Consider the following 18,962-nt stretch of genomic DNA (forward strand, 5'->3'; position numbering starts at 1 on the left):
ACGGGGACTCATCCGGCCGCGGCGGCCCGTTCCGCTTGTCTGACCGCGGCGCGTTCGCGCTGCTCCTCGAACCGCCGCGCCCGCATCTCCAGGTCTTCGAGGTAGGCGTGCAGCTCCTCGCGGGCGCGTTCGCCGTCGCCGGTCAGATCGTCGCGTTCGAACACGCGCCACGCGCGCAGCACCGGACGCAAAACCACGTGGAGATGCTGGGGCAGGTCGTAGATGCCGTGCTTGGCCAGCAGCACCGCGTTGCGCCGGAAGTTCGGCTGGCCCAGCCCCGGCATCTGGAAGCGGGTGACCACGGTGGTGATGGCGCGCAGCGCTTCGTTCGGCACCAGGTCGATGGCCGCGGCGCTGATGTTCCGGTAGAAGATCATGTGCAGGTTCTCGTCGGCGGCAACACGCTGCAGCATACGCTCGGCGATCGGTTCTTCGCAGGCCGTTCCGGTGTTGCGGTGGCTGATCCTGGTCGCCAGCTCCTGCAATGTGACGTACGCCACCGAGTGGAGGAATTGCTGCTCTGTGTGGGGTGTGGCGAAGCCGGTGGTCATGTGCGCCATCCGGGCCTGCTCCAGCAGCACCGGATCGACCGCGCGGGTCACCACCAGATAGTCGCGCATCACGATGGCGTGGCGGTTCTCCTCCGCGGTCCACCGGCCCACCCAGGTACCCCATACGCCGTCCAGTGAGAACGAGTCCGAGATCTCCCGGTGATACGACGGCAGATTGTCCTCGGTGAGCAGATTCGTGATCATCGCGGTCTGCGCGACCTCGGAAAGCGTGGACTGGCCCGGCTCCCAATCAATTCCGCCGAGAGCGGCGAAATTGCGCCCGTCGTCCCACGGTACGTAATCGTGCGGATTCCAGGACTTCGCCTTGCGCAGATGATCATTGAGCAGGCGTTCTGCGGTGGGTTCCAGCTCGCGCAGAATATCGCGATCGGACAACGCGGTGGTCACTCGAACTCCTTTGCTCACCCCAGAGATCAGGGCACAGTCGACGATACCGGCGAAATATCAGGCGGAACGACCGATCACGCGATCGTTGGGCGCGGTGACGATGGCCATATGGCCGGGCTGGGGCAGTTCACAACCAGGGGTTTCGCCGGCGTCGGCCACCCGATACAGTCCCGGCGGCCTGCCCGCGGCCCGCAGCCGGTCCAGCAGATCGTGTGCGCGGCCGGCCAGTTCCGGGATGCGCGCGGTGCGGCCGGTGGCCACCGCCGCGGTCAGCGGGACCTCGGCGGCCTCGCCGACGATGGCGAGCACGTCGTCGGTCATGGCGAAGGTTCCGGTACGGGCGGGCACGTCGTCGAGCGGAACCAGCACCGTGCCGCCCGCGGCGGACAGCACCGAAAGCGCCCGTGAGCCGAGCGGATCGGCCAGTGCGGCCTGCACCCGGCGCAGCTTGCGCCGGGCCGCGTCCGTGCCCGTGACGGGTCTTCGCTCGTCCGGGTGCGCCGGAATGCCGAGCGCGACGACCTGATACGACCGCGCGATCGGAATGCCGGTCGCCCTGGCGAGTTCGCCCACCGCGTGCCCGCCGAGCAGCGCGGAGACCAGCGTCTGAGCCGCGGTCTGATGTTCTCGCGCGACCGCCCGGTGCTCGTCGACATAGGCGGTGGACGCCGCCACGGTCACCATCTCCAGCACGTGGACCGCCAGTCGCGCACCCGCGAGGAAATGATCGCTGTGCTCGTCGGCGGCCTCGTCGGCGAGGAATTCCAATCCGCTGCGAATTTCGTCGTGATACGCGGCCAGCACCGTTTCCAGTGCGATGCCCTCCCGCGCCCAGCGCGAGGCGAAACCCGCGATCTCCGGCGGCCGGGCGGTGGCGGGCGCCGGACGGGGAGCCATCAGTTCGACGGCGGCCGCGAGACAATTCCGCGCGGTCGTCGCGACGTCGCCGGACGCGTCGCGGCCGGAACGCCCGGCCAGGTGTGCGACGAGTTTCGATGTCAACGTCTCGGTACTCGTTCTCGGCTGCCTGCCCATCATGCCTCCCGAAGGTTAGCGTCGGATCGTGATGGAATCGAGATATGTGCCGCCGAATCGGGTAAGTCATCAGCGGCCGCCCGACCCGTTGGGCGCAATCACAAGTTTTTCGATGGTAATTCGCGGGGCCTCGTCGGGCACGAACGGAACCGCTGCGGCACCGCGCTTTTCGGGTCCCGGCACGCGCCGCCGCGGACCCACCGCATTCCGGAGGATGTGACGCAGCGCCGTCCGCGCATTTCCGGCGCTGCGTCGAGATCACCCTAGATCCGGGGGCGCCGCCGTGAGTAGTCCCCGCCCGCGCTCTGAGGACGGTTCATCGACACTCACGGCCACGATTGGGACGTCGCACAGTCCGTGTCGTCGCACCGGCCCGCGTCCTCGCGTGCTATGAACCGTTGGATCGAGAGGCAAACCTGTGAGCTGTTCCGAGAGTTCTCCCGAATCGCTGTGCAGCAGCACGCGCCGCCGATAGCATCGAGCGCCGCGCTGCCGTACGGCGTCGCGACGAGTTTCGAAGGGCGACAAGACATATGAGCGGTACGCGCGAAAAGCTGGACGAGCTGCGGGGGATCCTGGAGCTGGCCGAGGAACCCGCGGGCGAGAACGGCATCGCCAAGCGCAAGGCCAAGGGCATTCCCAGCGCGCGCGAGCGGGTGCGCGCGCTGCTCGACCCGGGGAGCTTCGTGGAGATCGGGGCGCTGGTGCGCCAGCCGGGCACACCGGGGGCCATGTACGGCGACGGCGTGGTCACCGGTCGCGGCCGGATCGACGGCAGGCCGGTCGTGGTGATCGCGCACGATCAGACCGTCTTCGGCGGCTCGGTCGGCGAGATGTTCGGGCGCAAAGTCGCCGCGGCACTGGATTTCGCCACCCGCAACGCCTGCCCGGTCGTCGCGATCAACGACTCCGGCGGCGCCCGTATCCAGGACGCGGTCACCTCGCTGGCCTGGTACGCGCTGATGAGCCGCCGCCAGGAACGGCTGTCGGGCTTCGTGCCGCAAGTGTCGATCATGCTGGGCAAATGCGCGGCCGGGTCGGTCTACGCACCGGTGAACACCGACATCCTGATCGCGACCGAGACGTCGTACATGTTCGTCACCGGCCCCGAGGTGATCAAGGAGGTCACCGGCGAGGAGGTGAGCATGGAGGAACTCGGCGGCGCGCAGGCGCAGGCCGCCACCGGCACCGTCCACCACGTCGCCGCCACCGAGCGTGACGCCTTCGACTGGGCGAGGAAGTATCTGAGCTATCTGCCGACGAGTTGCCTGGAGCCGGGCCCTGTCGTCAATCCCGGGCTGGAGCCGCAGGTCACGCCGCACGATCTGGAGCTGGACTCGATCGTTCCCGATGCCGACCGGCAGGGCTACGACATGCACGAGATCTTGCTGCGCCTATTCGACGACGGCGACTTCCACGAGATCAGCGCGGCCACGGCGCAGAACCTGATCACCGGCTTCGCCAGGGTGGACGGACGCAGCGTCGGGGTGATCGCGAACCAGCCGCTGGTGCTCGGCGGCGCGATCGACGCCAAATGCTCGGACAAGGCGACGCATTTCATCCGACTGTGCAACGTGTTCGGGTTGCCGCTGATCTTCGTCGTGGACACTCCCGGCGTGCTGCCCGGTGTGGAGGAGGAGCGCAGCGGGGTGATCAAGCGCGGCGGGCGGTTCTTCCGCGCGGTGATCGAGGCGACCGTGCCGATCGTGACCGTCGTGGTCCGCAAGGCCTACGGCGGCGGCTACGCCGTGATGGGCTGCAAGCAACTCGGCGCCGACGTCAGCTTGGCCTGGCCCACCGCGCGTATCGCCGTCATGGGCGCGGAGAGCGCGGTGAGCATCGTCGGCAAGCGGCAGCTCGCGCAGGTGGACCCGCAGCACCGTGCCGCGGTGCGCGACGCCATGATCGAGCAGTACAACACCACGGTGGCCACCCCGTGGATCGCCGCCGAGCGCGGTTACATCGACGCGGTGATCGAACCATCGCGCACCAGGCTCGAGATCCGCCGCGCGTTGCGCCTGCTGCGGGACAAAGAGGCGAGCGCCGAGCCCAACCCGCGCAAGCACAGCCTCTTCCCGGTCTAGGCGGCACATGGATCCGGTTATGTTGTGTCACAACGTAACCGGATCCATGTGGTGGGATCTCCGGCGATCCGCGGCGAATCGGGCCGTCCGGTGCGCCGATGCCTTAATCTCAGGACAGTGCCGGACCAGCGTCGTTCGCCGCGTCGCGGTCCGGCACGCGACGTGCCCGCTGCGCCTGTTCCCTACCCTCGCCCGGCGGGCACGCCGCACCACGGCTCAGCCGTGCCCCCAGGTGAGATCGGCCGTCATCCACTCGGTCTCCCAGCGGCGCAGCCGCCGCCGATCGAGTCCGCGGCGCAGCAGCAGGTAGCAGCCCACGAGCAGGATCGAAACGCCGAGCACCGCACCGGCGGTCAGCATCACCGCCTTGCTGGCGGGCTGGGTCGACGACGGCGGCTCGACGATCGCGCCGCGTTCGTTCAGCCAGATCGGCACGGTGGAACCCGGCTCGACCACCGTGGTCGACTGGTAGTCGCCCGTGTGGTCCACGCCGTCGGCGTCCTTCCAGGACACGCGCGCGGGCACCACCGGCGCGTACAGCGGCGCCTTCCCCGTTTCGATCACGGTGGCGTCGACGCGGTGCAGCCGTGCCGTCTCGGCTTGCACCGCTGCGGTCTCGACGCGGTACACCCGGCCGCCGACCGTCACCGCCAGTATGGGCACGACGATCAGGAACACCAGGGCCAGCAGCACCGCCACCCCCGTCTGCACACGGTCTTCGCCGCGACGCAGGGGGTTGCGATCCAAGCCGACGCGTCGGCACGTGCGGCGGTACATGTTCACCGACCCGGTAGACATGACGGTGACTCCTCGTTGCGGATTTCGGCGGTGAGGGTGACGAGGGTGTCGAAGAACTCCTCGACGAGGCCGGGCAGTCCCATCGGATCCGGGCCTGCCGCCCAGCTCTGCAGCGCCGCGAGCAGCATGCCCGCACCGGCGCCGACCGCGACGGCCGGACGCGGATCGGTCTGCGGATCCACCCCCAGCCGCGCGGCGATGATGCGGACCGATTCGCGTTGCCCTTCGATGCGGATGCGCTGGTAGCCGGCGAACAGTTCGGGTTCGTCCTCGAAGCGCTGGAACAGCGCCCAGCGGCGGGCGAGCAGCGACGCGCGGGCTCCGCCGTACTCGGTGGCGAGCCAGTCGTGGACGGCGCCGCGATAGGCGACCAGGGGCGGCTCGGCAAGGGGACGACGGCACAGGGCTTCGTTGAACAGATGCACGTCTTGGTCGACATCACCGAGGATCGCCTCTTCGATGGAGGCGAAGTGCCTGCTGAACGTGCGCCGGGTGACCCCGGCCCGCAGCGCGATGTCCTCGACGGCCACCGCGTCGAGGCCCCGCTCGGTGAGCAGGTCGAACGCCGCGCGCGACAGCGCCTCGCGGCTGCGCCGAGTGCGCAGCCGACGGCCGTCCAGACCGACACCGTCGTCGCTCATGCACTCGAGCATACCCCTATTGTCCCAATGGGACAATACTTTGCTCTTCCCCTGCATGCGCATCACCTCGCAGGAGAAAATGCCCCATTCGGGCGCGCTGAATCGCCTGGGATGCCGGGCCGGAGCGGGCGGCGGGGTGCGGCCTGCGGCCGGTCAGTTTCTCCGTTTGTCCACGGGTTCGTCGACCGTCGGCGCAACGCCGTCGCGCAAGATCTCGAGCATCCGACGGGAGTGCTCCGGTGACGGGGCCAGCAGCGAAAGCTGGTTCAGCACCGCGTAGTACACGTCCAGGTCGGCGATCTTGTCCAGATACAGCGCGCTGGTCAGCTGCTGGAGGTACACGATGTCCGGCAGATCGGACTCGGCGAAGCGCAGGACGGTGAACGCGCCGTCGGTGAGCGCCGGGCCGCCGACATGATCGGCCAGGATCTGGATGGTGATGTTCGGCTGTGCCGCCGCGTGCAGCAGGCGGTCGAGTTGGGCGCGCCAGACGGTCGAGCCGCCGATCCTGCGGCGCAGCGCGGCCTCCTCGATGAGCATCCACACCTGCGGCGGGTGCGCACCGGCGAGGATCTCCTGCCTGCGCATGCGCAGCGCGACCCGGCGTTCGATCGCGTCCTGCGGCTCGCCCGGATGCGACAGCGTCAGCAGCGCGCGGGCGTACTCCGGGGTCTGCAGCAGTTCGGGGACCGCCCTGGGTTCATAGCAGCGGATCAGGCGTGCCGCCTGTTCCAACCCCAGATAGGTGTCGAACCACTTCGGCAGCCAGTCGTTGTCCCGCGCCCACCAGCCCGACGCGTTGGCCTGCCTGGCCAGTTCCAGGTACCGATCCCGTTCCGCCGGGTCGGTCACCTCGTAGAGGTCGAGCAGGTCGACCAGATCGCGTTCCCGGCAGCCGGTGCGCCCGAGCTCCAGCCGGCTGATCTTCGAATGCGACCCGCGAATGGCCTCACCCGCCGCCTCGCGGGTGATGTTCTTGGCCTCGCGCAGGCGACGCAGCCGTCCGCCGAGGACCATCCGCAGGACCGTTGGCCCGCCTCCGGACACCGGCTGGGCGCCGAGCCCCGCCGCATCGGCCGCCTGTCGTACGTTCGAAGGACGCATGCCCCGAGTCTGCCATGGTGACCCTGGCGTTATCTACGGCCGAAAGTCCCTGTAGCGCCGCGCATCCGCAGGCGCACGGATCGGCCGCCGGGTCCAGCCGATCAGGCGGAACCCGACGGCAGCTCGACGATCTGCGGCTCCCGCTCGCGCAAGGCCGCGATGAGATCGCGGGTGTACTCGGGGGGCGCGGCATGCACCGACAGCAGGTTCGCCACCGCGCGGTAGGCCGCGAGATCGGCGTCCTTGTCCAGGTACAGCGCGCCGGTGAGCTGCTGGAGGTACACGATGTCCGGCAGATCGGACTCGGCGAAGCGCAGCATGGTGAACGCGCCGTCGGACACCGCGGGACCGCCCACGTGATCGGCGAGCACCTGCACGGTGATGTTCGGCGCGTCCGCGACCCGCAGCAGGTGATCGAGCTGGGCCAGCCACACCTGCGATCCGCCGATCCTGCGCCGCAGCGCCGCCTCCTCGACGATCAGCCACATCTGGGGCGGGTCCGGCCTGGTCAGGATCTCCTGACGGCGCATACGCAGGGCCACCCGCCGTTCGATCGCCTCCTCGTCCTCGTGCGGATGCGCGAGCACGAACAGCGCGCGGGCGTACTCGGGGGTCTGCAGCAGCTCCGGGACGACCCTCGGCTCGTAGCAGCGGATCAGCTGGGCGGCGTGCTCGAGCCCGAGATAGGTGTCGAACCACTTCGGCAGCCAGTCGGTGTCGCTCTGCCACCAGCCCGAGGTGTTCGCCTGCTCGGCCAGCCGCTTGAACTCCGCGCACTCGCGCTCGTCGGTGACGCCGTACAGCGCGAGCAGGTCCACCAGGTCGCGCTCCCGGAAACCGGTCCGTCCCAATTCCAAGCGACTGATCTTCGAATGCGAGCCGCGGATCGCCTCGCCCGCTTCCTCGAGCGAGATGCCGCACGCCTCCCGCAGCCGCCGCATCCGCGCGCCGAGGATCATCCGTAAGGCGGTCGGACCGCCCTCGACGGCGGGAGTTGTTCCACGCCCGATGGATTCGTTCTGAGGCCGCACTACCGAAGCACGCATGCACAGAGTCTCCCATGCTCGGTGCCCGCACTCCAGCACCGAACCGGGCGCACCGAGGCGTATGCGCAGGTGTAAGCACATTCGCAAGGTCATCCAGACTCGGTGGGCGCTCGTTCCCGCGGATCCGCTGGACGGTCACGAGCCGCGGTGGTCCCGCGTCTGTTCGCGTGCCCGACCATCGGTTCCTACGAGCCACCGAAGGGCCACCCGCCGGGCAGCCCGCGTGGCGGGAAAAAGCGCGGGAACGAAATACGTTGCGTCCGAAGCATCCTGCCGCGTGCCCGTGCACCGGCGCGATGCCCGTGGTTCCGGCCCGCCGGTGGCGGCGGACCGGATGCTCGGTTCAGCGCAGCACGACGTCCGCCGTCGCGCGACCGAAGAGCTTGCGGTCCCCGCAGGTCGCGGTCAACGCGATGGTGGCGGCACGGCGCCGCGGATCCAATTCCTTGACCCGACCGCGGAATTCGATCGCGCTCGCTTTGGTCGCCGCTACCGGGGCGAACCCGGCGAACCGCACGCCGTACCGGGTGACGGCGGCCGGATCACCGAGCCACGAAGTGAGATACCCGGCGCCGAGACCCATGGTCAGCAGTCCGTGCGAGACCACGTCGGGCAGCCCGGCGCTGCGCGCGACCACGTCGCTGAAGTGGATCGGATTCGAATCGCCGGACACACCGGCGTAATTCACCAGGTCCCCCCGCGACAGCGGCACCGTGCGCGCGGCGAGTTCCATGCCGACGGACAGGTCCTCGAACGCGGGGACGGTTCGCGGCGTGCGCGGCTCGTCGGCCGAATCCGCTGCCACCACCTCGTCGAAGACCTCGACCAGTCCGCCGTCGTCACCGGCCTCGCGCCCGGCCGCCGCGTCCGCGCGGTCGGTGGCCGACTGCCCGGTCATGATCACGCCGTCGACCGCGGCGCGCAGATCGGCGGCCAGCTCGACCCCGGTCTGCGCCACCGCGGTGGTGTGCGCGGTCTGCAACACTTCCTTGTGCTGGTTGCTCAGCACGTTCCTGGTGACCATGAAATCCTTGTCACCGAACTGCCGGAACGACTCGATGTAGGAATCGCACCGCACCTCGTCGCCCGCGACGATCGGGCGGTGCACCCGGATCGACTGCTCCGTCTGCAGCACCTGGCCGAGGTCGTAGCCGCTGAGCACGGACTCGAACATCTTGCGCTGCATCAGCATGAGGACGATCGAGGAGAACGTCAGCGGCGCGACGAGCCCGTCGAAGCCGAGCTCCGCCGCGGCGTCTTCGTGCCGATGGGCGGGGTGGCCGTCCCGCAACGCTCGCGCGAACTCCCGGATCTTCTCGCGGCCCACCTCGTACGGGTCGGTCAGGCGGTAGTGGCGCCCCACCAGTGCCTTGGCTTGTTCGGACGCGGTGGTCGTGATGTCGTTCATGTGCCTCTCTCGGGAATGCGCCGTCACCCCCGCACGGCCCGGCCCACCGTACCGAAGACCGCGACGATGCCGCGGCGCGCACTCGCCAGCTCTGGGCATACGGACCGAAGGGGACACGGTTTGATCGCGAAAGCGGGCACTCCGCGTTACCGCACCACCTGGTGCCGTGCGACGGTCAGCACTCGTCCGGCGCAGGCACGCCCCGCAGCCTGTCGTCCAGCCACATCATGGCCTCCGGATAACCGAGCGCACCCGCGATGATGTGCTCACCGAGCACACTGCGGTAGACCGCGGGCACGCCGAGGCGGCACTGCTCCGAATAGAGATTGCGCGCGCCCTCGGCGGGGATCCAGAACTCCTGCTCGCCGTTGTAGACGTAGAGCGGAGTGGCCGACCGCATGCCGGCCATCTTGGTCACCCGATAGATGTCCGTGGCCAGCGCCGAGTGGAGAGGATCGGGGAAGTTCGCGGCGATGTCGATGGGCAGCATCAGCACACCGATCGCTCCATAGCTGCTGCCGCACATGTTCTTCACCGGCGAGGTGGCCACCCACTGGGCGAGGTTGTTCATCCGGGCCAGGATCTCCGGCCGCTCGCGCCCGATGCCGAACACCGCGCCCATGAATATCGCCGAGGCGAGGTTGCCGTTCATGCTGCGGGCCAGGATCTCGAAGTCGGCCGGTACGCCGCCCAGCGCGGCGCCGACGATCACACCGGCCAATTCCGGTGCGTAGCCGTCGATCAGCTTCACCGCGCCGTGGGTCGCGATCGCACCGCCGGAGTACCCCGCCAGAGCGAACTTCGCGGCGCCGAACTCGTCCGGGAACAGTCCGCGCACCGCCCTGATCGAGTCGAGCACGGCGTGCCCGGCCACGATGGGTTCGGCGTAGGCCATCGACGGGCCCTCGTGGTCCGGGATCAGCACGGCGTAGCCGCGCAGCGCCGCCAGATGCGTCGTGGGCGGCAGGAAGTCGGTGCTGCTGGTGTCGGGGTTGAGCCCGTGCGCGAGGGTGTATCCCGGCGTGCAGCCGCGGCCGAGGGCGTCGATGGGCAGGTTGTTCACCACCACCGGCCGCTGACCCGGCCCCGGCCACGGTGCGGCGGGCACGATCAGCGTCGCCGTGGCGTACGACGGCGCGCCGTGCGCGTCGGTCGTGCGGTACTTCACCAGCAGCGCACGCTGGATCGGCAACAGCAGCAACGGCGCCGCCGTGGCGCGCACGTCGCGGACCTCGATGACCTGCCCCTCGGCCCATTCGCCGAGATTCTCGGGGCGTAGGTCGAACATCGGATCGCCGACGGCCGATGGCATCGCGGCCGAGCGCAGCGCCGCCAGCGACGGCGACAGCGTAGTCGCCTCGTGCGTAGGCGAAATCGGCTCGGGCAGCGGCGCGATCGGCGGCGGCGGGATCACCTGATCGATGAGTTGTTGCAGCGCGGGCAGCAATCCGCCGGGCGGCGGGGCGGGCGGAGGCTCCGCGGCGGCGGGGACGGCCAGGACTGAGCCGGCGGCGAGCAATGCCACAGCAATGGCACGCGAAATCTTCATGGCACACGCCCTCGGGTGCGAAACGGCAACGTCGTCTGGCACCCGGGCGCACTGGCCTCGACCCCCGAAATGTCCCCTGTCAGACCGGGAGCCAGGACGTCAGGCTACGTCAACGCCCAGGACTGGACGCAGTAAAGCATCCGAGTTGTGTTGTCGCGTATCCATATCGCAACAACCGGGCCGGGACCCCTTTTCCGCGAGTGGGTCCCGGCTCGGCCGTGCGCGTATCGTCGCTCAGCAATTGCTCGGCGCCGGCTCCCCTCGGAATCGGGCGTCCAGCCAGTTCAGTGCCGCGGGAATGCCCAGCACCGCCGCGGTCAAATGGTCCGGAACGGGGATCTCCTCGGTCTGCACTCTGGCGCCCGCCGCGCACCACCGCTTGTCGGTGTTGACCACCGCGTCGATCGGGATCAGGCCGTCGATCGGCGAATGCCATTCGAACACCGGCGTCTTCGGCACGCCGTCGTAGAGTTCCAGGCTGTTCTCCTCGACCACGGCGCGGGCGGTGTTGTCGTTGATCATCGAGGTCGTCTTGGCGAAGTCCAGCGCGCCGCGGCCCGCTCCGGTGGAGAGGATGTCGTTGGTGCAGCTGTTGGCGATCTGCGCGCGAGCGGCCAGACCCCGTTCGTTCAGCTGGTCGCTGAGCGGGAACCGGGTCGGGTACTCGCGTTCCAGCCCGAACCCGGCGGCGAACGCCAGACCGAACACCGGATGCGGGTTGAGCCCCAGCCCCTCGAGCATCTTCACCAGATTCATCGGCACGCCGCCCATGGCCGCGCCCGCGATGTCGAGTTCCGGCGCGTACCTCGGCTGCAGGGCCGCCGCCCACGCGGTGGCCATCCCGCCGCCGGAGTATCCGACCATCGCCACCGGGCTGCGCTGCACACCGAGTTCGGCGACCTGCTTCACGGCGCGGATGCCGTCGAGCGTGATCTGCCCGCCGAGCTTCGCGGCGCCGTAGGCGAAATTCGGGCCGAGGTGGTCGGGCAGCGCCACGCTCCAGCCGCGCGCCAGCAGCACGTTCCAGCCCGGCGCTTCCCGCACGACCAGGTTGGGATCACCGGTGTAGAGCACCCGGGAGACCGAGCACTCCGAGCCGAGCCCGTTGATGATGTGCTGGAACGACAGCAGCGGGCCGTCGGGACGGTGCGCCTTCGGCGTCAGCACCGTGGTGGTCGCCGCGATCGGTTTGCCCTCCGAGCTCGTCGACCGGAACCGGATCACGGTCACCGTGGTCTCCGGGAAGATCGCCAGCGGCGGCATCACCCTGGTCGCGAGCACGTCGCCGGGCTTGCGGTCGGCGATGTCCGCGGGGGTCGAATAGAAGGGATCCGGATCGGGATCGGGATACAGCGGCGCGCCGGTCGCGGCGCCGGCCAGGCTCGCGACCAGCACCAAGCCCGCGGCCATCGCTCCGATCGCACGTGCGAGACGTCTTCGCCGCACTCCCCTACCCAACGAACGTGGGCCCTGACTCATCGACGTGTGCCTCCTGAATCATCCGACACTGTGCTCATCCTCGCAACGGGACCCGCGCGGAACACCACCCGGCGCGATCATGTTGACAATTCACAACATTGGGTCGCCGGGCCTGTGCTCGCGGTGCGCCCCGGCTGGTGACTGTACCCCACGACGCCACGTCCGTTCTGTGACATTTCCAGCCGATAACTTGCAACATGTTCTCAGCAGTGGCGTGGCTCTACCGTCAGTCCTACCGGCGCGGCTGCCGCGCCGGCGGGAAGGAGACGGTGGCATGGACGGCACTGTGCGCGGACTCGCCGACCGCGACGACACCCGGGATCCGCCGACCCAGCGGATCACCGTCTACTTCGACGGGCCGACCCCCGAGGACGCGCTGGTCCTGGAGTACGCGGCCACCAGGACCGAGGCGGGGGAGTTCACCTCGGCCGCCGCGCACGCCGGGCTCACCGTCACCGTCGACGGCCAGGTCCGCCCCGGCCTGCGCAGACTACCGTGCCGATCGCTCTGGCGCTGAGCGAGCGGGATCAGGGCCGGTCGAGCACCCCGCGCAGGAAGGCGAGCGCATCGGGGAACGCCTCGCGCGCCGCACCCAGATGATCGCCGGGATACCAGCCCACCCGCAGATCGGTGCCCGCGGAGCGCAGTTCGGCGACCAGCTCGAGGGTCAGCGGCGCGGGCACCTCCAGATCCGACAGCCCTTGACCGAGATACAGCGGCACGGCGTAGCCGCTCGTCGGCACCCGCAACATCGCGCGCACCGCGGCCAGCAGCGCGGGATCGTCCAACGGCCGTGCCAGCATGGCCCCGATGCCGATCCCGGACACCTGCGCGTCCGCCTCGACGGCGCAGTCCGCTTCCACGATCCGCAGGACGTCGTGGCCCACCGGGGTCAGATAGCTGTCGATGTCCAGCTCGGGCGCACTGGCGCGCAATCCGGCCAGCAGCATGCCGAAGTAGGTCGTCGTCTTCTGCAGCGGCAGGCGCGGCAGCCAGGGACCGGCCAACGGGAACACCGCCTCCAGATTCGACGGCGCGCCGGTCGCGGCCGCGCCGCGCAGCTCGAGGTCCGGCGCGTCGCCGGGAGCGAACCGGGCGGTGAACAGCGCCGCGTGCCCGCCCTGCGACTGACCGAACACCGCCCAGTGTGTGCCGAGCGAGGGGGCGACCGCCCGTGCGGCACGTACGCCGTCGACGATGCTTCGGGCCTGGGCCGGGCCGTCCAGATAGGGATGCACGCCGGGGGTCCCCAGTCCGACGTAGTCGGAGATCACCACCGCGTAGCCCGCGCGCAGCAGATCCGGGTACACCGACGACAGGTAGTAGTCGCGGGGTTGCAGCGTGAACGCGCACTGGTCGGCGATGCCCGAGGTGCCGTGCGCGTAGGCGATGATCGGCCAACCCCCTTGCGGCGGATCGCCTTCGGGCAGATACAGCACCCCGGTGCTCAGCATCGGCCCGCGCGGGCCACGCGACCAATACGTCAGCCGTTCGGCGGTCGCCGCCCCCGCCACGCGCAGCCGCCCCGCCAGTTCCACCAGGTCCGTCACGGTGCCGGGCGCCTCACCCACCCCGGCGTCCGCGGCCCCGGCCACCGCGATCGTCATCGAGACCACGACGCCCGCCGCCCCCGCCATGAATCGTCCACACCGCACCGACCGACTATGCCCAGCCGCGACCGCACCGGCAAGCCACCACAATCGGTGGCCCGGCCGGGGACCCTCGCCGGGACCGCGCCGGCTCGCTAGGCTCGGTTGAGCACGCCGGAAACCGGTGCCGAGGAGAACACAGGAGGTTCGACCGTGGCGCAGCGGTACCCGTATCGCGTCGTCACCCGGCGTCGCGCCACCGCGCTGCTCGCGACGGGCCTGATATCCCTGACGGCCGCCTGCGGCGCCGACTCGTCCGATCCTTCGGCCGCGGCCACGACCACGACCGTCCGCACGACGACCGCGACGACCACCTCCGCATCGCCCCTGGCCGCCCTGCCGTCCGTCGACCCCTACGCGGGACAGCCGCTGATCGATCGCGTCGCGTGGACCGAGACCATCGACGGTCCCCGGCTGCTCGTCTTCCCGACGCAGGCCGGGCGGCGGACCACCTTCCCCGGCTCGGACGAACGGGCATGGCAGGAGATCGTGGCCGAGTCGGCGGACGCGGAGGCACCCGGCATGCGCGATCAGTTCATCTGCCACTGGGCGTGGGCTCGGCTGGTTCAGCCGGACAAGCCGAGCTGGAACCTGGAACCGTGGCGCCCGGCGGTGGGCTATCAGGCCACCGTCGAAGCGCGCTGTAATCCCGGCGGCCCCGAGCGCTGAGCGCGGGCGCCGCCCCGACCGGAAGGAGCCATCCATGCGCGTCGTCATCGCAGGGGGGCACGGAAAGATCGCACTGCTGCTGGCACCCGTGCTCACCGCGAACGGCCACGAGGTCGCCGCCCTCATCCGCAACCCCGGCCACACCGCAGAGGTGCGCGCCACCGGTGCGGAGCCGGTGCTGTGCGACCTGGAGAAGGCGGGCGCCGACGAGGTGGTCGACGTCGTCAAAGGATGCGACGCGGCGATTTTCGCCGCCGGCGCCGGGCAGGGCAGCGGCGTGGACCGGAAATACACCGTCGACCTGGGCGGCTCCGTCCGGCTCGCCGAGACCGCCGAGCGCACCGGGGTACGCCGTTTCCTGCAGATCTCCTCGATGGGCGCGGGCCGGGCACCCGCGCCGGGGACCGATGAGGTGTGGGCGGCGTACATCGACGCGAAGACCAAGGCCGAAGAGGATCTGCGCGCAAGGGATCTGGACTGGACCATCCTGCGCCCCGGCCGCCTGACCGACTCCCCCGGCACCGGACGGGTGACGCTGGCGCCGCCACCGGTCGGGCGCAGCGAGGTCCCGCGCGCGGACGTGGCGGCCGTTCTGGCCGGGCTGTTGCCCGCCGCGCACACCTTCGGGCTGACGCTCGAACTCGTCTCGGGTGACACTCCGATTAGCCAGGCAATTGCACAGCTGACCGACTGAGCTGTGGCGCACCCTGCCACCGCCCTTGCCGATCGACCGCAACGGTCACGATGGGAGAACAACCGTGTTCAGCCGAATCGTCTCGATGAAGATCCGCCCCGGTTCCCGCGCCGAGTTCCTCGCGGCCATATCCCGCAGCGCCGACGCCTCCGTCCGGACCGAGCCCGGCTGTCTGCGCTTCGACATCTGCGCAGATCGGGTGGATCCGCACCGATTCTTTCTCTACCAGCTCTACACCGACGACGAGGCGGCAGAGGCGCACCGTTTCACCGAACATTTCCTCGCCTGGCGGGCCGCGGCCGACCAATTCGTCGAGCCGGGTACACAGATCGATTACAGCACGGACGTCCTATTCGGCCGCGACTGAAATTTCCGGATCCGGCACCGTTTCCGCAAACTTCCGGCCGCGAAATACCCACTGCGCACGTGCAATCGATCGTGCAGATGTGCTTGCATTTGAAAGGTACGGCGGCATAAACTCGGTCCCGCAACGCTTTACAGGGGACCATCAGGGGAGGCCGCGTGGGCGAGCCGAAGGCCGAAGCCGCCGTGGGTTTGCCGCCGCCAGACAAACAGGGGCGTTCGAATGGAACAACCACTTACCGGCGGTCGGTTCGGATCAGCCGACACCGCACTGGCCGACCAGCCAGCGAACGGTAGACATATGAGCACATTACCGGCCCACAGCGGCCACACCGATACCACTTTTTCCCGAGAAACCGCCGTGGCATACGTCATCGATGCCGTCGAATCCACCGGGGCGGCAACTCGGCACGATTTCGATATCGACCGGATCGTCACCACCGCGCACGCGATGGCCGACGACTGGGATCTCGAGGCACTGCAGCCTGCGACGTTCTGGCGAATCGCCTCCAGCTTCATCAAGCAGTAGACCGTTGCGCCGTCCGAGCCCGGCGGAGCACGAAACAAGCGAGCGGCCCCCTCCGAATTCGGAGGGGGCCGCTCGCTTATCGGGTCTTCGGCCGGGTGGGCTCAGTGCCCCTCGGCATACTTCTCCATGATCGCGATCGACTTGTCCGGCTGCAAGGCCTGGACGCTGAGCCGGTCCATCACCGAGAGGTACAGCGCCAGGTCTTGCCGCCGCTCGAGATACAACGCGCTGGTCAACTGTTCGAGATACACGATGTCCGGCAGTTCCGCCTCGGCGAAACGCAGGATACTGAAGGAACTGCCCGCCGCGGCGTGCTCACCCGCGGTGAACGGCAGCACCTGGATCGTCACGTTGGGCAGCTTCGCCAGGCGGACCAGGTGCAGCATCTGCTCGCGATGCACCTGGCGACCACCGACCGGCCGCACCAACGCGGCTTCGTCGAGCACCGCCCACACCACCGGCGGATCCGCGCGGAACAGGATTTCCTGCCTGCGCTGACGCACCGCGACCCGCCGATCGGTGTCCGCGTCCTCGTAACCGAGCGCCACCACCGCCCTGGCGTATTCGGGCGTTTGCAGCAACCCGGGAACAAGATGCGACTCGTAGGTGCGGATCTTGCTCGCGGCCTGTTCCAGACCGAGGTAGGTGCCGAACCACTGCGGCAGCAAGTCGCTGTAGCGATGCCACCAGCCGGGCTCGTTGGCCTGCCTGGCCAGCTCGAGGAACGATTCGCGCTCCGCGGCGTCGTGGACGCCGTAGAGGGTCAGCAGGTCACGGATGTCGCGTTCCTTGAAGCCGGTACGGCCCAACTCGAGACGACTGATCTTGGCGTGCGATCCCCGGATCGCATCACCCGCGGCTTCCCTGGTGATGCCCTTCTTCTCCCGGAGCTTGCGCAACTGGCCGCCCAATGCGATGCGTAGCACGGTCGGACCACGTTCCGCGACAACGGATTGCACATGACCATCGTCATCGGGTTCAGCGATCATCGAGTTCGTCTCCGATACTCCGGGGGTTGCCCACAGTGTGTCACAACCACCTGTCGCGAAACACACCGCACCGACCGCCAATGTTACCGCTCAGCTAGTCAAATAGTCGAACTCCCCGGCCTTCGCGCCGCGGACGAACGCATCGATCTCCGGACGCGTATAGATCAAGACCCCACCTTCGGGGTCACGCGAGTTACGCACTGCCACCTGGCCGTTGGCCGTTTCGGCCACTTCGACGCAGTTGCCGCTCGGATTGCTGAAGGAACTCTTGCGCCAAGTTCCGATGATCTCGTTGGTGGATGTATCCGACATCTTCCCCACTCCTCCGTTACCGCAGTCAGGCGATTCGGTTCGTGCAGATGCACGTTCAAACGTTCTTGCATCTGCACCGACACCGGACGATAGCACGAAGTTCGCCCTCTGTGCGTCCGCTGGCCGGGACCACCAGGAGCCAGATGTGAAACGCGGTCGCCTCGACCCGGAAACATCGAGATCAGCTCCCCGATCCAGCCCGCTGGACGCGCGTGAATCTTGTACTGTCACAGTGCACATCGGATGTACCAGTCATTCGCGACGACCCCACGCGCCCACCCGCACGGCAGCGTCGCCGACCCGTTTCGCCTAGGAGTACAACCCCATGCCCGAAGACCACAGCCCGCTCATCCGAACCGACATCCCCCACTCCGCGCGGATCTGGAACTACTGGATGGGCGGCAAGGACTATTACGAAATCGACCGCATCGCAGGCGACGCCGGGATCGAGGTGGATCCGGACATCACCACCATGGCGGTGCAGTCGCGCCAGTTCCTCATCCGCGCCGTGCGCTACCTCGCGGGCGAAGTCGGCATCCGCCAGTTCCTCGACATCGGGACCGGCCTGCCCACCATGCAGAACACCCACGAGGTCGCCCAGAGCGTCGCGCCCGAGTCCAGGATCGTGTACGTGGACAACGATCCGCTCGTGCTCACCCACGCGCGGGCGCTGCTCACCTCCACCACGCCGGAGGGCGTCACCACCTACATCGACGCCGACTACCACGATCCCGAGCTGATCATCGCCGACGCCAAACACGTCCTGAACTTCAACGAGCCCATCGCCGTGATGTTCATGGGCGTGCTCGGCCACGCCAAGACCTACGACGACCTGCTGCGCATCGTGCACACCGTGCTGGATTCCGTTCCGTCGGGCAGCTACCTGGTGATGTGGGACGGCACCGACGACAGCAAGGCGTATGTCACTCTGTGCGAGAACTACACCGGCACCGGTGGCACTCCTTACGTCCCCCGTCCGCAGGCTCAGATCAAGGCCGTCTTCGACGGTCTGGAGCTGGTCGACCCGGGCTTCGTGTCCATCACGCAGTGGCGCGCGGGCGACACGGAGGTGGGCGAGTCACGGCCGATCTCCGCCTACGGCGCGGTCGCGCGCAAGCCGTAAGGCCCCTGAACACCAAACCGCAAGCGGCACAGCGGCGGTCGCCGGTCTCGCACCGGCGACCGCCGTCCGCTTTTTCTCCGCCCGATCGTGCAGATGTACTTGCATTTGCAAGCGACGGGGGAATAGACTCGAACCCGAAATCGGGGAGGTACGCAGGGAGTTCGAGCCTGCGCCACCAGTACGCCGGCCTCCCCGCCGCACGCCGGACGCGAGGGGTAGTCGAATGATGGAGCCATTCCGAACTTCCCCCCTGGTTGCCGTCATCGATGGCGCGGGCGCCGATCACTTGCGTCAGTACTCCGCGCCCGAGCCGGCCATGGCCGATTGCAGTGTGGAGCCCCGCGGCCTCACCTACCGGCAGGCCCGCGACATTCTCTACGCCCACGAGGTCCACGGCCCGCAGTGCAGGCAGTGGCTGGCGGCCGCCGCGTACCTGTCAGCCGGGCTGGACGACGAATAGTCCGGCATTCGCGTCACTACGGAGCGCGCCGCGTTCCCAAGCGATCTCACAGATCACTCCCGGTCCATTCG

Annotated in this window: 20 protein-coding genes; 8 read left to right on the plus strand and 12 right to left on the minus strand. The window is 68.8% G+C overall.

Annotated features, from left to right (window positions below):
* Positions 1-8: 8 nt before the first annotated feature.
* Both ACH49X_RS18735 and ACH49X_RS18740 read right to left on the minus strand, forming a co-directional pair.
* On the minus strand, positions 9-959 hold the full coding sequence (locus ACH49X_RS18735; RefSeq protein ID WP_195079078.1) for an acyl-ACP desaturase: 951 nt from the start codon (positions 957-959) through the stop codon (positions 9-11).
* Between the two features lie 57 nt (positions 960-1,016).
* Entirely contained in the window at positions 1,017-1,961 is a 945-nt protein-coding gene (locus ACH49X_RS18740; protein WP_323124090.1) for a transcriptional regulator, read from the minus strand.
* Between the two features lie 566 nt (positions 1,962-2,527).
* On the opposite strand from ACH49X_RS18740, the gene ACH49X_RS18745 reads away from it, so the two are divergent.
* Positions 2,528-4,078 (plus strand): acyl-CoA carboxylase subunit beta, encoded by a 1,551-nt coding sequence (locus tag ACH49X_RS18745; protein ID WP_195079076.1) that lies wholly within the window; start codon positions 2,528-2,530, stop codon positions 4,076-4,078.
* A gap of 216 nt (positions 4,079-4,294) precedes the next feature.
* On the opposite strand, the gene ACH49X_RS18750 is transcribed toward ACH49X_RS18745, so the two are convergent.
* From ACH49X_RS18750 to ACH49X_RS18780, 7 genes are all read right to left on the minus strand, one after another.
* On the minus strand, positions 4,295-4,876 hold the full coding sequence (locus tag ACH49X_RS18750; protein WP_195079075.1) for a hypothetical protein: 582 nt from the start codon (positions 4,874-4,876) through the stop codon (positions 4,295-4,297).
* Positions 4,858-5,517, minus strand: a complete 660-nt coding sequence (locus ACH49X_RS18755) for a TetR/AcrR family transcriptional regulator (RefSeq protein ID WP_195079074.1) — start codon at positions 5,515-5,517, stop codon at positions 4,858-4,860. Before ACH49X_RS18755 ends, ACH49X_RS18750 begins: the two co-directional genes overlap by 19 nt.
* A gap of 153 nt (positions 5,518-5,670) precedes the next feature.
* Complete coding sequence (locus ACH49X_RS18760; protein WP_195079073.1) at positions 5,671-6,621, minus strand: helix-turn-helix transcriptional regulator; 951 nt, start codon at positions 6,619-6,621, stop codon at positions 5,671-5,673.
* Positions 6,622-6,722: 101 nt separating this feature from the next.
* A complete protein-coding gene (locus tag ACH49X_RS18765; protein ID WP_323124091.1) occupies positions 6,723-7,667 on the minus strand; it encodes a helix-turn-helix transcriptional regulator in 945 nt (314 codons plus the stop codon).
* A gap of 343 nt (positions 7,668-8,010) precedes the next feature.
* The gene (locus ACH49X_RS18770; protein ID WP_195079072.1) at positions 8,011-9,075 is read right to left on the minus strand and encodes a fused (3R)-hydroxyacyl-ACP dehydratase subunits HadA/HadB; all 1,065 of its coding nucleotides are present in this window, start codon (positions 9,073-9,075) and stop codon (positions 8,011-8,013) included.
* Positions 9,076-9,250: 175 nt separating this feature from the next.
* Positions 9,251-10,624, minus strand: a complete 1,374-nt coding sequence (locus tag ACH49X_RS18775) for a lipase family protein (protein ID WP_195079071.1) — start codon at positions 10,622-10,624, stop codon at positions 9,251-9,253.
* A 234-nt stretch (positions 10,625-10,858) separates the two neighbouring features.
* Positions 10,859-12,034 (minus strand): lipase family protein, encoded by a 1,176-nt coding sequence (locus ACH49X_RS18780; protein WP_195079070.1) that lies wholly within the window; start codon positions 12,032-12,034, stop codon positions 10,859-10,861.
* A gap of 343 nt (positions 12,035-12,377) precedes the next feature.
* On the opposite strand from ACH49X_RS18780, the gene ACH49X_RS18785 reads away from it, so the two are divergent.
* Complete coding sequence (locus tag ACH49X_RS18785; protein ID WP_357205871.1) at positions 12,378-12,620, plus strand: hypothetical protein; 243 nt, start codon at positions 12,378-12,380, stop codon at positions 12,618-12,620.
* A 10-nt stretch (positions 12,621-12,630) separates the two neighbouring features.
* On the opposite strand, the gene ACH49X_RS18790 is transcribed toward ACH49X_RS18785, so the two are convergent.
* Positions 12,631-13,740 (minus strand): lipase family protein, encoded by a 1,110-nt coding sequence (locus tag ACH49X_RS18790; RefSeq protein WP_357205873.1) that lies wholly within the window; start codon positions 13,738-13,740, stop codon positions 12,631-12,633.
* Between the two features lie 165 nt (positions 13,741-13,905).
* On the opposite strand from ACH49X_RS18790, the gene ACH49X_RS18795 reads away from it, so the two are divergent.
* From ACH49X_RS18795 to ACH49X_RS18810, 4 genes are all read left to right on the plus strand, one after another.
* The gene (locus ACH49X_RS18795; RefSeq protein ID WP_323124093.1) at positions 13,906-14,421 is read left to right on the plus strand and encodes a DUF2599 domain-containing protein; all 516 of its coding nucleotides are present in this window, start codon (positions 13,906-13,908) and stop codon (positions 14,419-14,421) included.
* A 34-nt stretch (positions 14,422-14,455) separates the two neighbouring features.
* Positions 14,456-15,115, plus strand: coding sequence for an SDR family oxidoreductase (locus tag ACH49X_RS18800; protein WP_195079068.1), 660 nt, complete (start codon positions 14,456-14,458; stop codon positions 15,113-15,115).
* Positions 15,116-15,179: 64 nt separating this feature from the next.
* Positions 15,180-15,482: a putative quinol monooxygenase gene (locus tag ACH49X_RS18805; protein ID WP_043690427.1), complete on the plus strand. Its 303-nt coding sequence runs from the start codon at positions 15,180-15,182 to the stop codon at positions 15,480-15,482.
* Between the two features lie 297 nt (positions 15,483-15,779).
* Positions 15,780-16,007, plus strand: coding sequence for a hypothetical protein (locus ACH49X_RS18810; RefSeq protein WP_323124094.1), 228 nt, complete (start codon positions 15,780-15,782; stop codon positions 16,005-16,007).
* 101 nt (positions 16,008-16,108) lie between these two features.
* Here the strand turns inward: ACH49X_RS18810 and ACH49X_RS18815 are convergent, their stop codons facing one another.
* The gene (locus tag ACH49X_RS18815; protein ID WP_357208758.1) at positions 16,109-16,996 is read right to left on the minus strand and encodes a helix-turn-helix transcriptional regulator; all 888 of its coding nucleotides are present in this window, start codon (positions 16,994-16,996) and stop codon (positions 16,109-16,111) included.
* Positions 16,997-17,086: 90 nt separating this feature from the next.
* A complete protein-coding gene (locus ACH49X_RS18820; RefSeq protein ID WP_039797917.1) occupies positions 17,087-17,308 on the minus strand; it encodes a DUF397 domain-containing protein in 222 nt (73 codons plus the stop codon).
* A 325-nt stretch (positions 17,309-17,633) separates the two neighbouring features.
* Here ACH49X_RS18820 and ACH49X_RS18825 point away from each other — a divergent pair, with 325 nt between their 5' ends.
* Together ACH49X_RS18825 and ACH49X_RS18830 are read left to right on the plus strand one after the other, a co-directional pair.
* Positions 17,634-18,431: an SAM-dependent methyltransferase gene (locus ACH49X_RS18825; protein WP_357103367.1), complete on the plus strand. Its 798-nt coding sequence runs from the start codon at positions 17,634-17,636 to the stop codon at positions 18,429-18,431.
* A gap of 223 nt (positions 18,432-18,654) precedes the next feature.
* A complete protein-coding gene (locus ACH49X_RS18830; RefSeq protein ID WP_195079064.1) occupies positions 18,655-18,891 on the plus strand; it encodes a hypothetical protein in 237 nt (78 codons plus the stop codon).
* Positions 18,892-18,962 lie beyond the last annotated feature (71 nt).

It is taken from the genome of Nocardia sp. NPDC019323 (genome assembly GCF_044389845.1).
GTDB lineage: Bacteria > Actinomycetota > Actinomycetes > Mycobacteriales > Mycobacteriaceae > Nocardia > Nocardia implantans.

Excerpts from the sequence above, each read along its gene's own strand:
- ACH49X_RS18745 (WP_195079076.1), top strand. The coding sequence starts at position 2,528 with ATGAGCGGTACGCGCGAAAAGCTGGACGAGCTGCGGGGGATCCTGGAG.
- ACH49X_RS18750 (WP_195079075.1), bottom strand. The coding sequence starts at position 4,876 with ATGTCTACCGGGTCGGTGAACATGTACCGCCGCACGTGCCGACGCGTC.
- ACH49X_RS18755 (WP_195079074.1), bottom strand. The coding sequence starts at position 5,517 with ATGAGCGACGACGGTGTCGGTCTGGACGGCCGTCGGCTGCGCACTCGG.
- ACH49X_RS18760 (WP_195079073.1), bottom strand. The coding sequence starts at position 6,621 with ATGCGTCCTTCGAACGTACGACAGGCGGCCGATGCGGCGGGGCTCGGC.
- ACH49X_RS18765 (WP_323124091.1), bottom strand. The coding sequence starts at position 7,667 with ATGCGTGCTTCGGTAGTGCGGCCTCAGAACGAATCCATCGGGCGTGGA.
- ACH49X_RS18770 (WP_195079072.1), bottom strand. The coding sequence starts at position 9,075 with ATGAACGACATCACGACCACCGCGTCCGAACAAGCCAAGGCACTGGTG.
- ACH49X_RS18775 (WP_195079071.1), bottom strand. The coding sequence starts at position 10,624 with ATGAAGATTTCGCGTGCCATTGCTGTGGCATTGCTCGCCGCCGGCTCA.
- ACH49X_RS18780 (WP_195079070.1), bottom strand. The coding sequence starts at position 12,034 with ATGGCCGCGGGCTTGGTGCTGGTCGCGAGCCTGGCCGGCGCCGCGACC.
- ACH49X_RS18785 (WP_357205871.1), top strand. The coding sequence starts at position 12,378 with ATGGACGGCACTGTGCGCGGACTCGCCGACCGCGACGACACCCGGGAT.
- ACH49X_RS18790 (WP_357205873.1), bottom strand. The coding sequence starts at position 13,740 with ATGGCGGGGGCGGCGGGCGTCGTGGTCTCGATGACGATCGCGGTGGCC.
- ACH49X_RS18800 (WP_195079068.1), top strand. The coding sequence starts at position 14,456 with ATGCGCGTCGTCATCGCAGGGGGGCACGGAAAGATCGCACTGCTGCTG.
- ACH49X_RS18810 (WP_323124094.1), top strand. The coding sequence starts at position 15,780 with ATGAGCACATTACCGGCCCACAGCGGCCACACCGATACCACTTTTTCC.
- ACH49X_RS18815 (WP_357208758.1), bottom strand. The coding sequence starts at position 16,996 with ATGATCGCTGAACCCGATGACGATGGTCATGTGCAATCCGTTGTCGCG.
- ACH49X_RS18820 (WP_039797917.1), bottom strand. The coding sequence starts at position 17,308 with ATGTCGGATACATCCACCAACGAGATCATCGGAACTTGGCGCAAGAGT.
- ACH49X_RS18825 (WP_357103367.1), top strand. The coding sequence starts at position 17,634 with ATGCCCGAAGACCACAGCCCGCTCATCCGAACCGACATCCCCCACTCC.
- ACH49X_RS18830 (WP_195079064.1), top strand. The coding sequence starts at position 18,655 with ATGATGGAGCCATTCCGAACTTCCCCCCTGGTTGCCGTCATCGATGGC.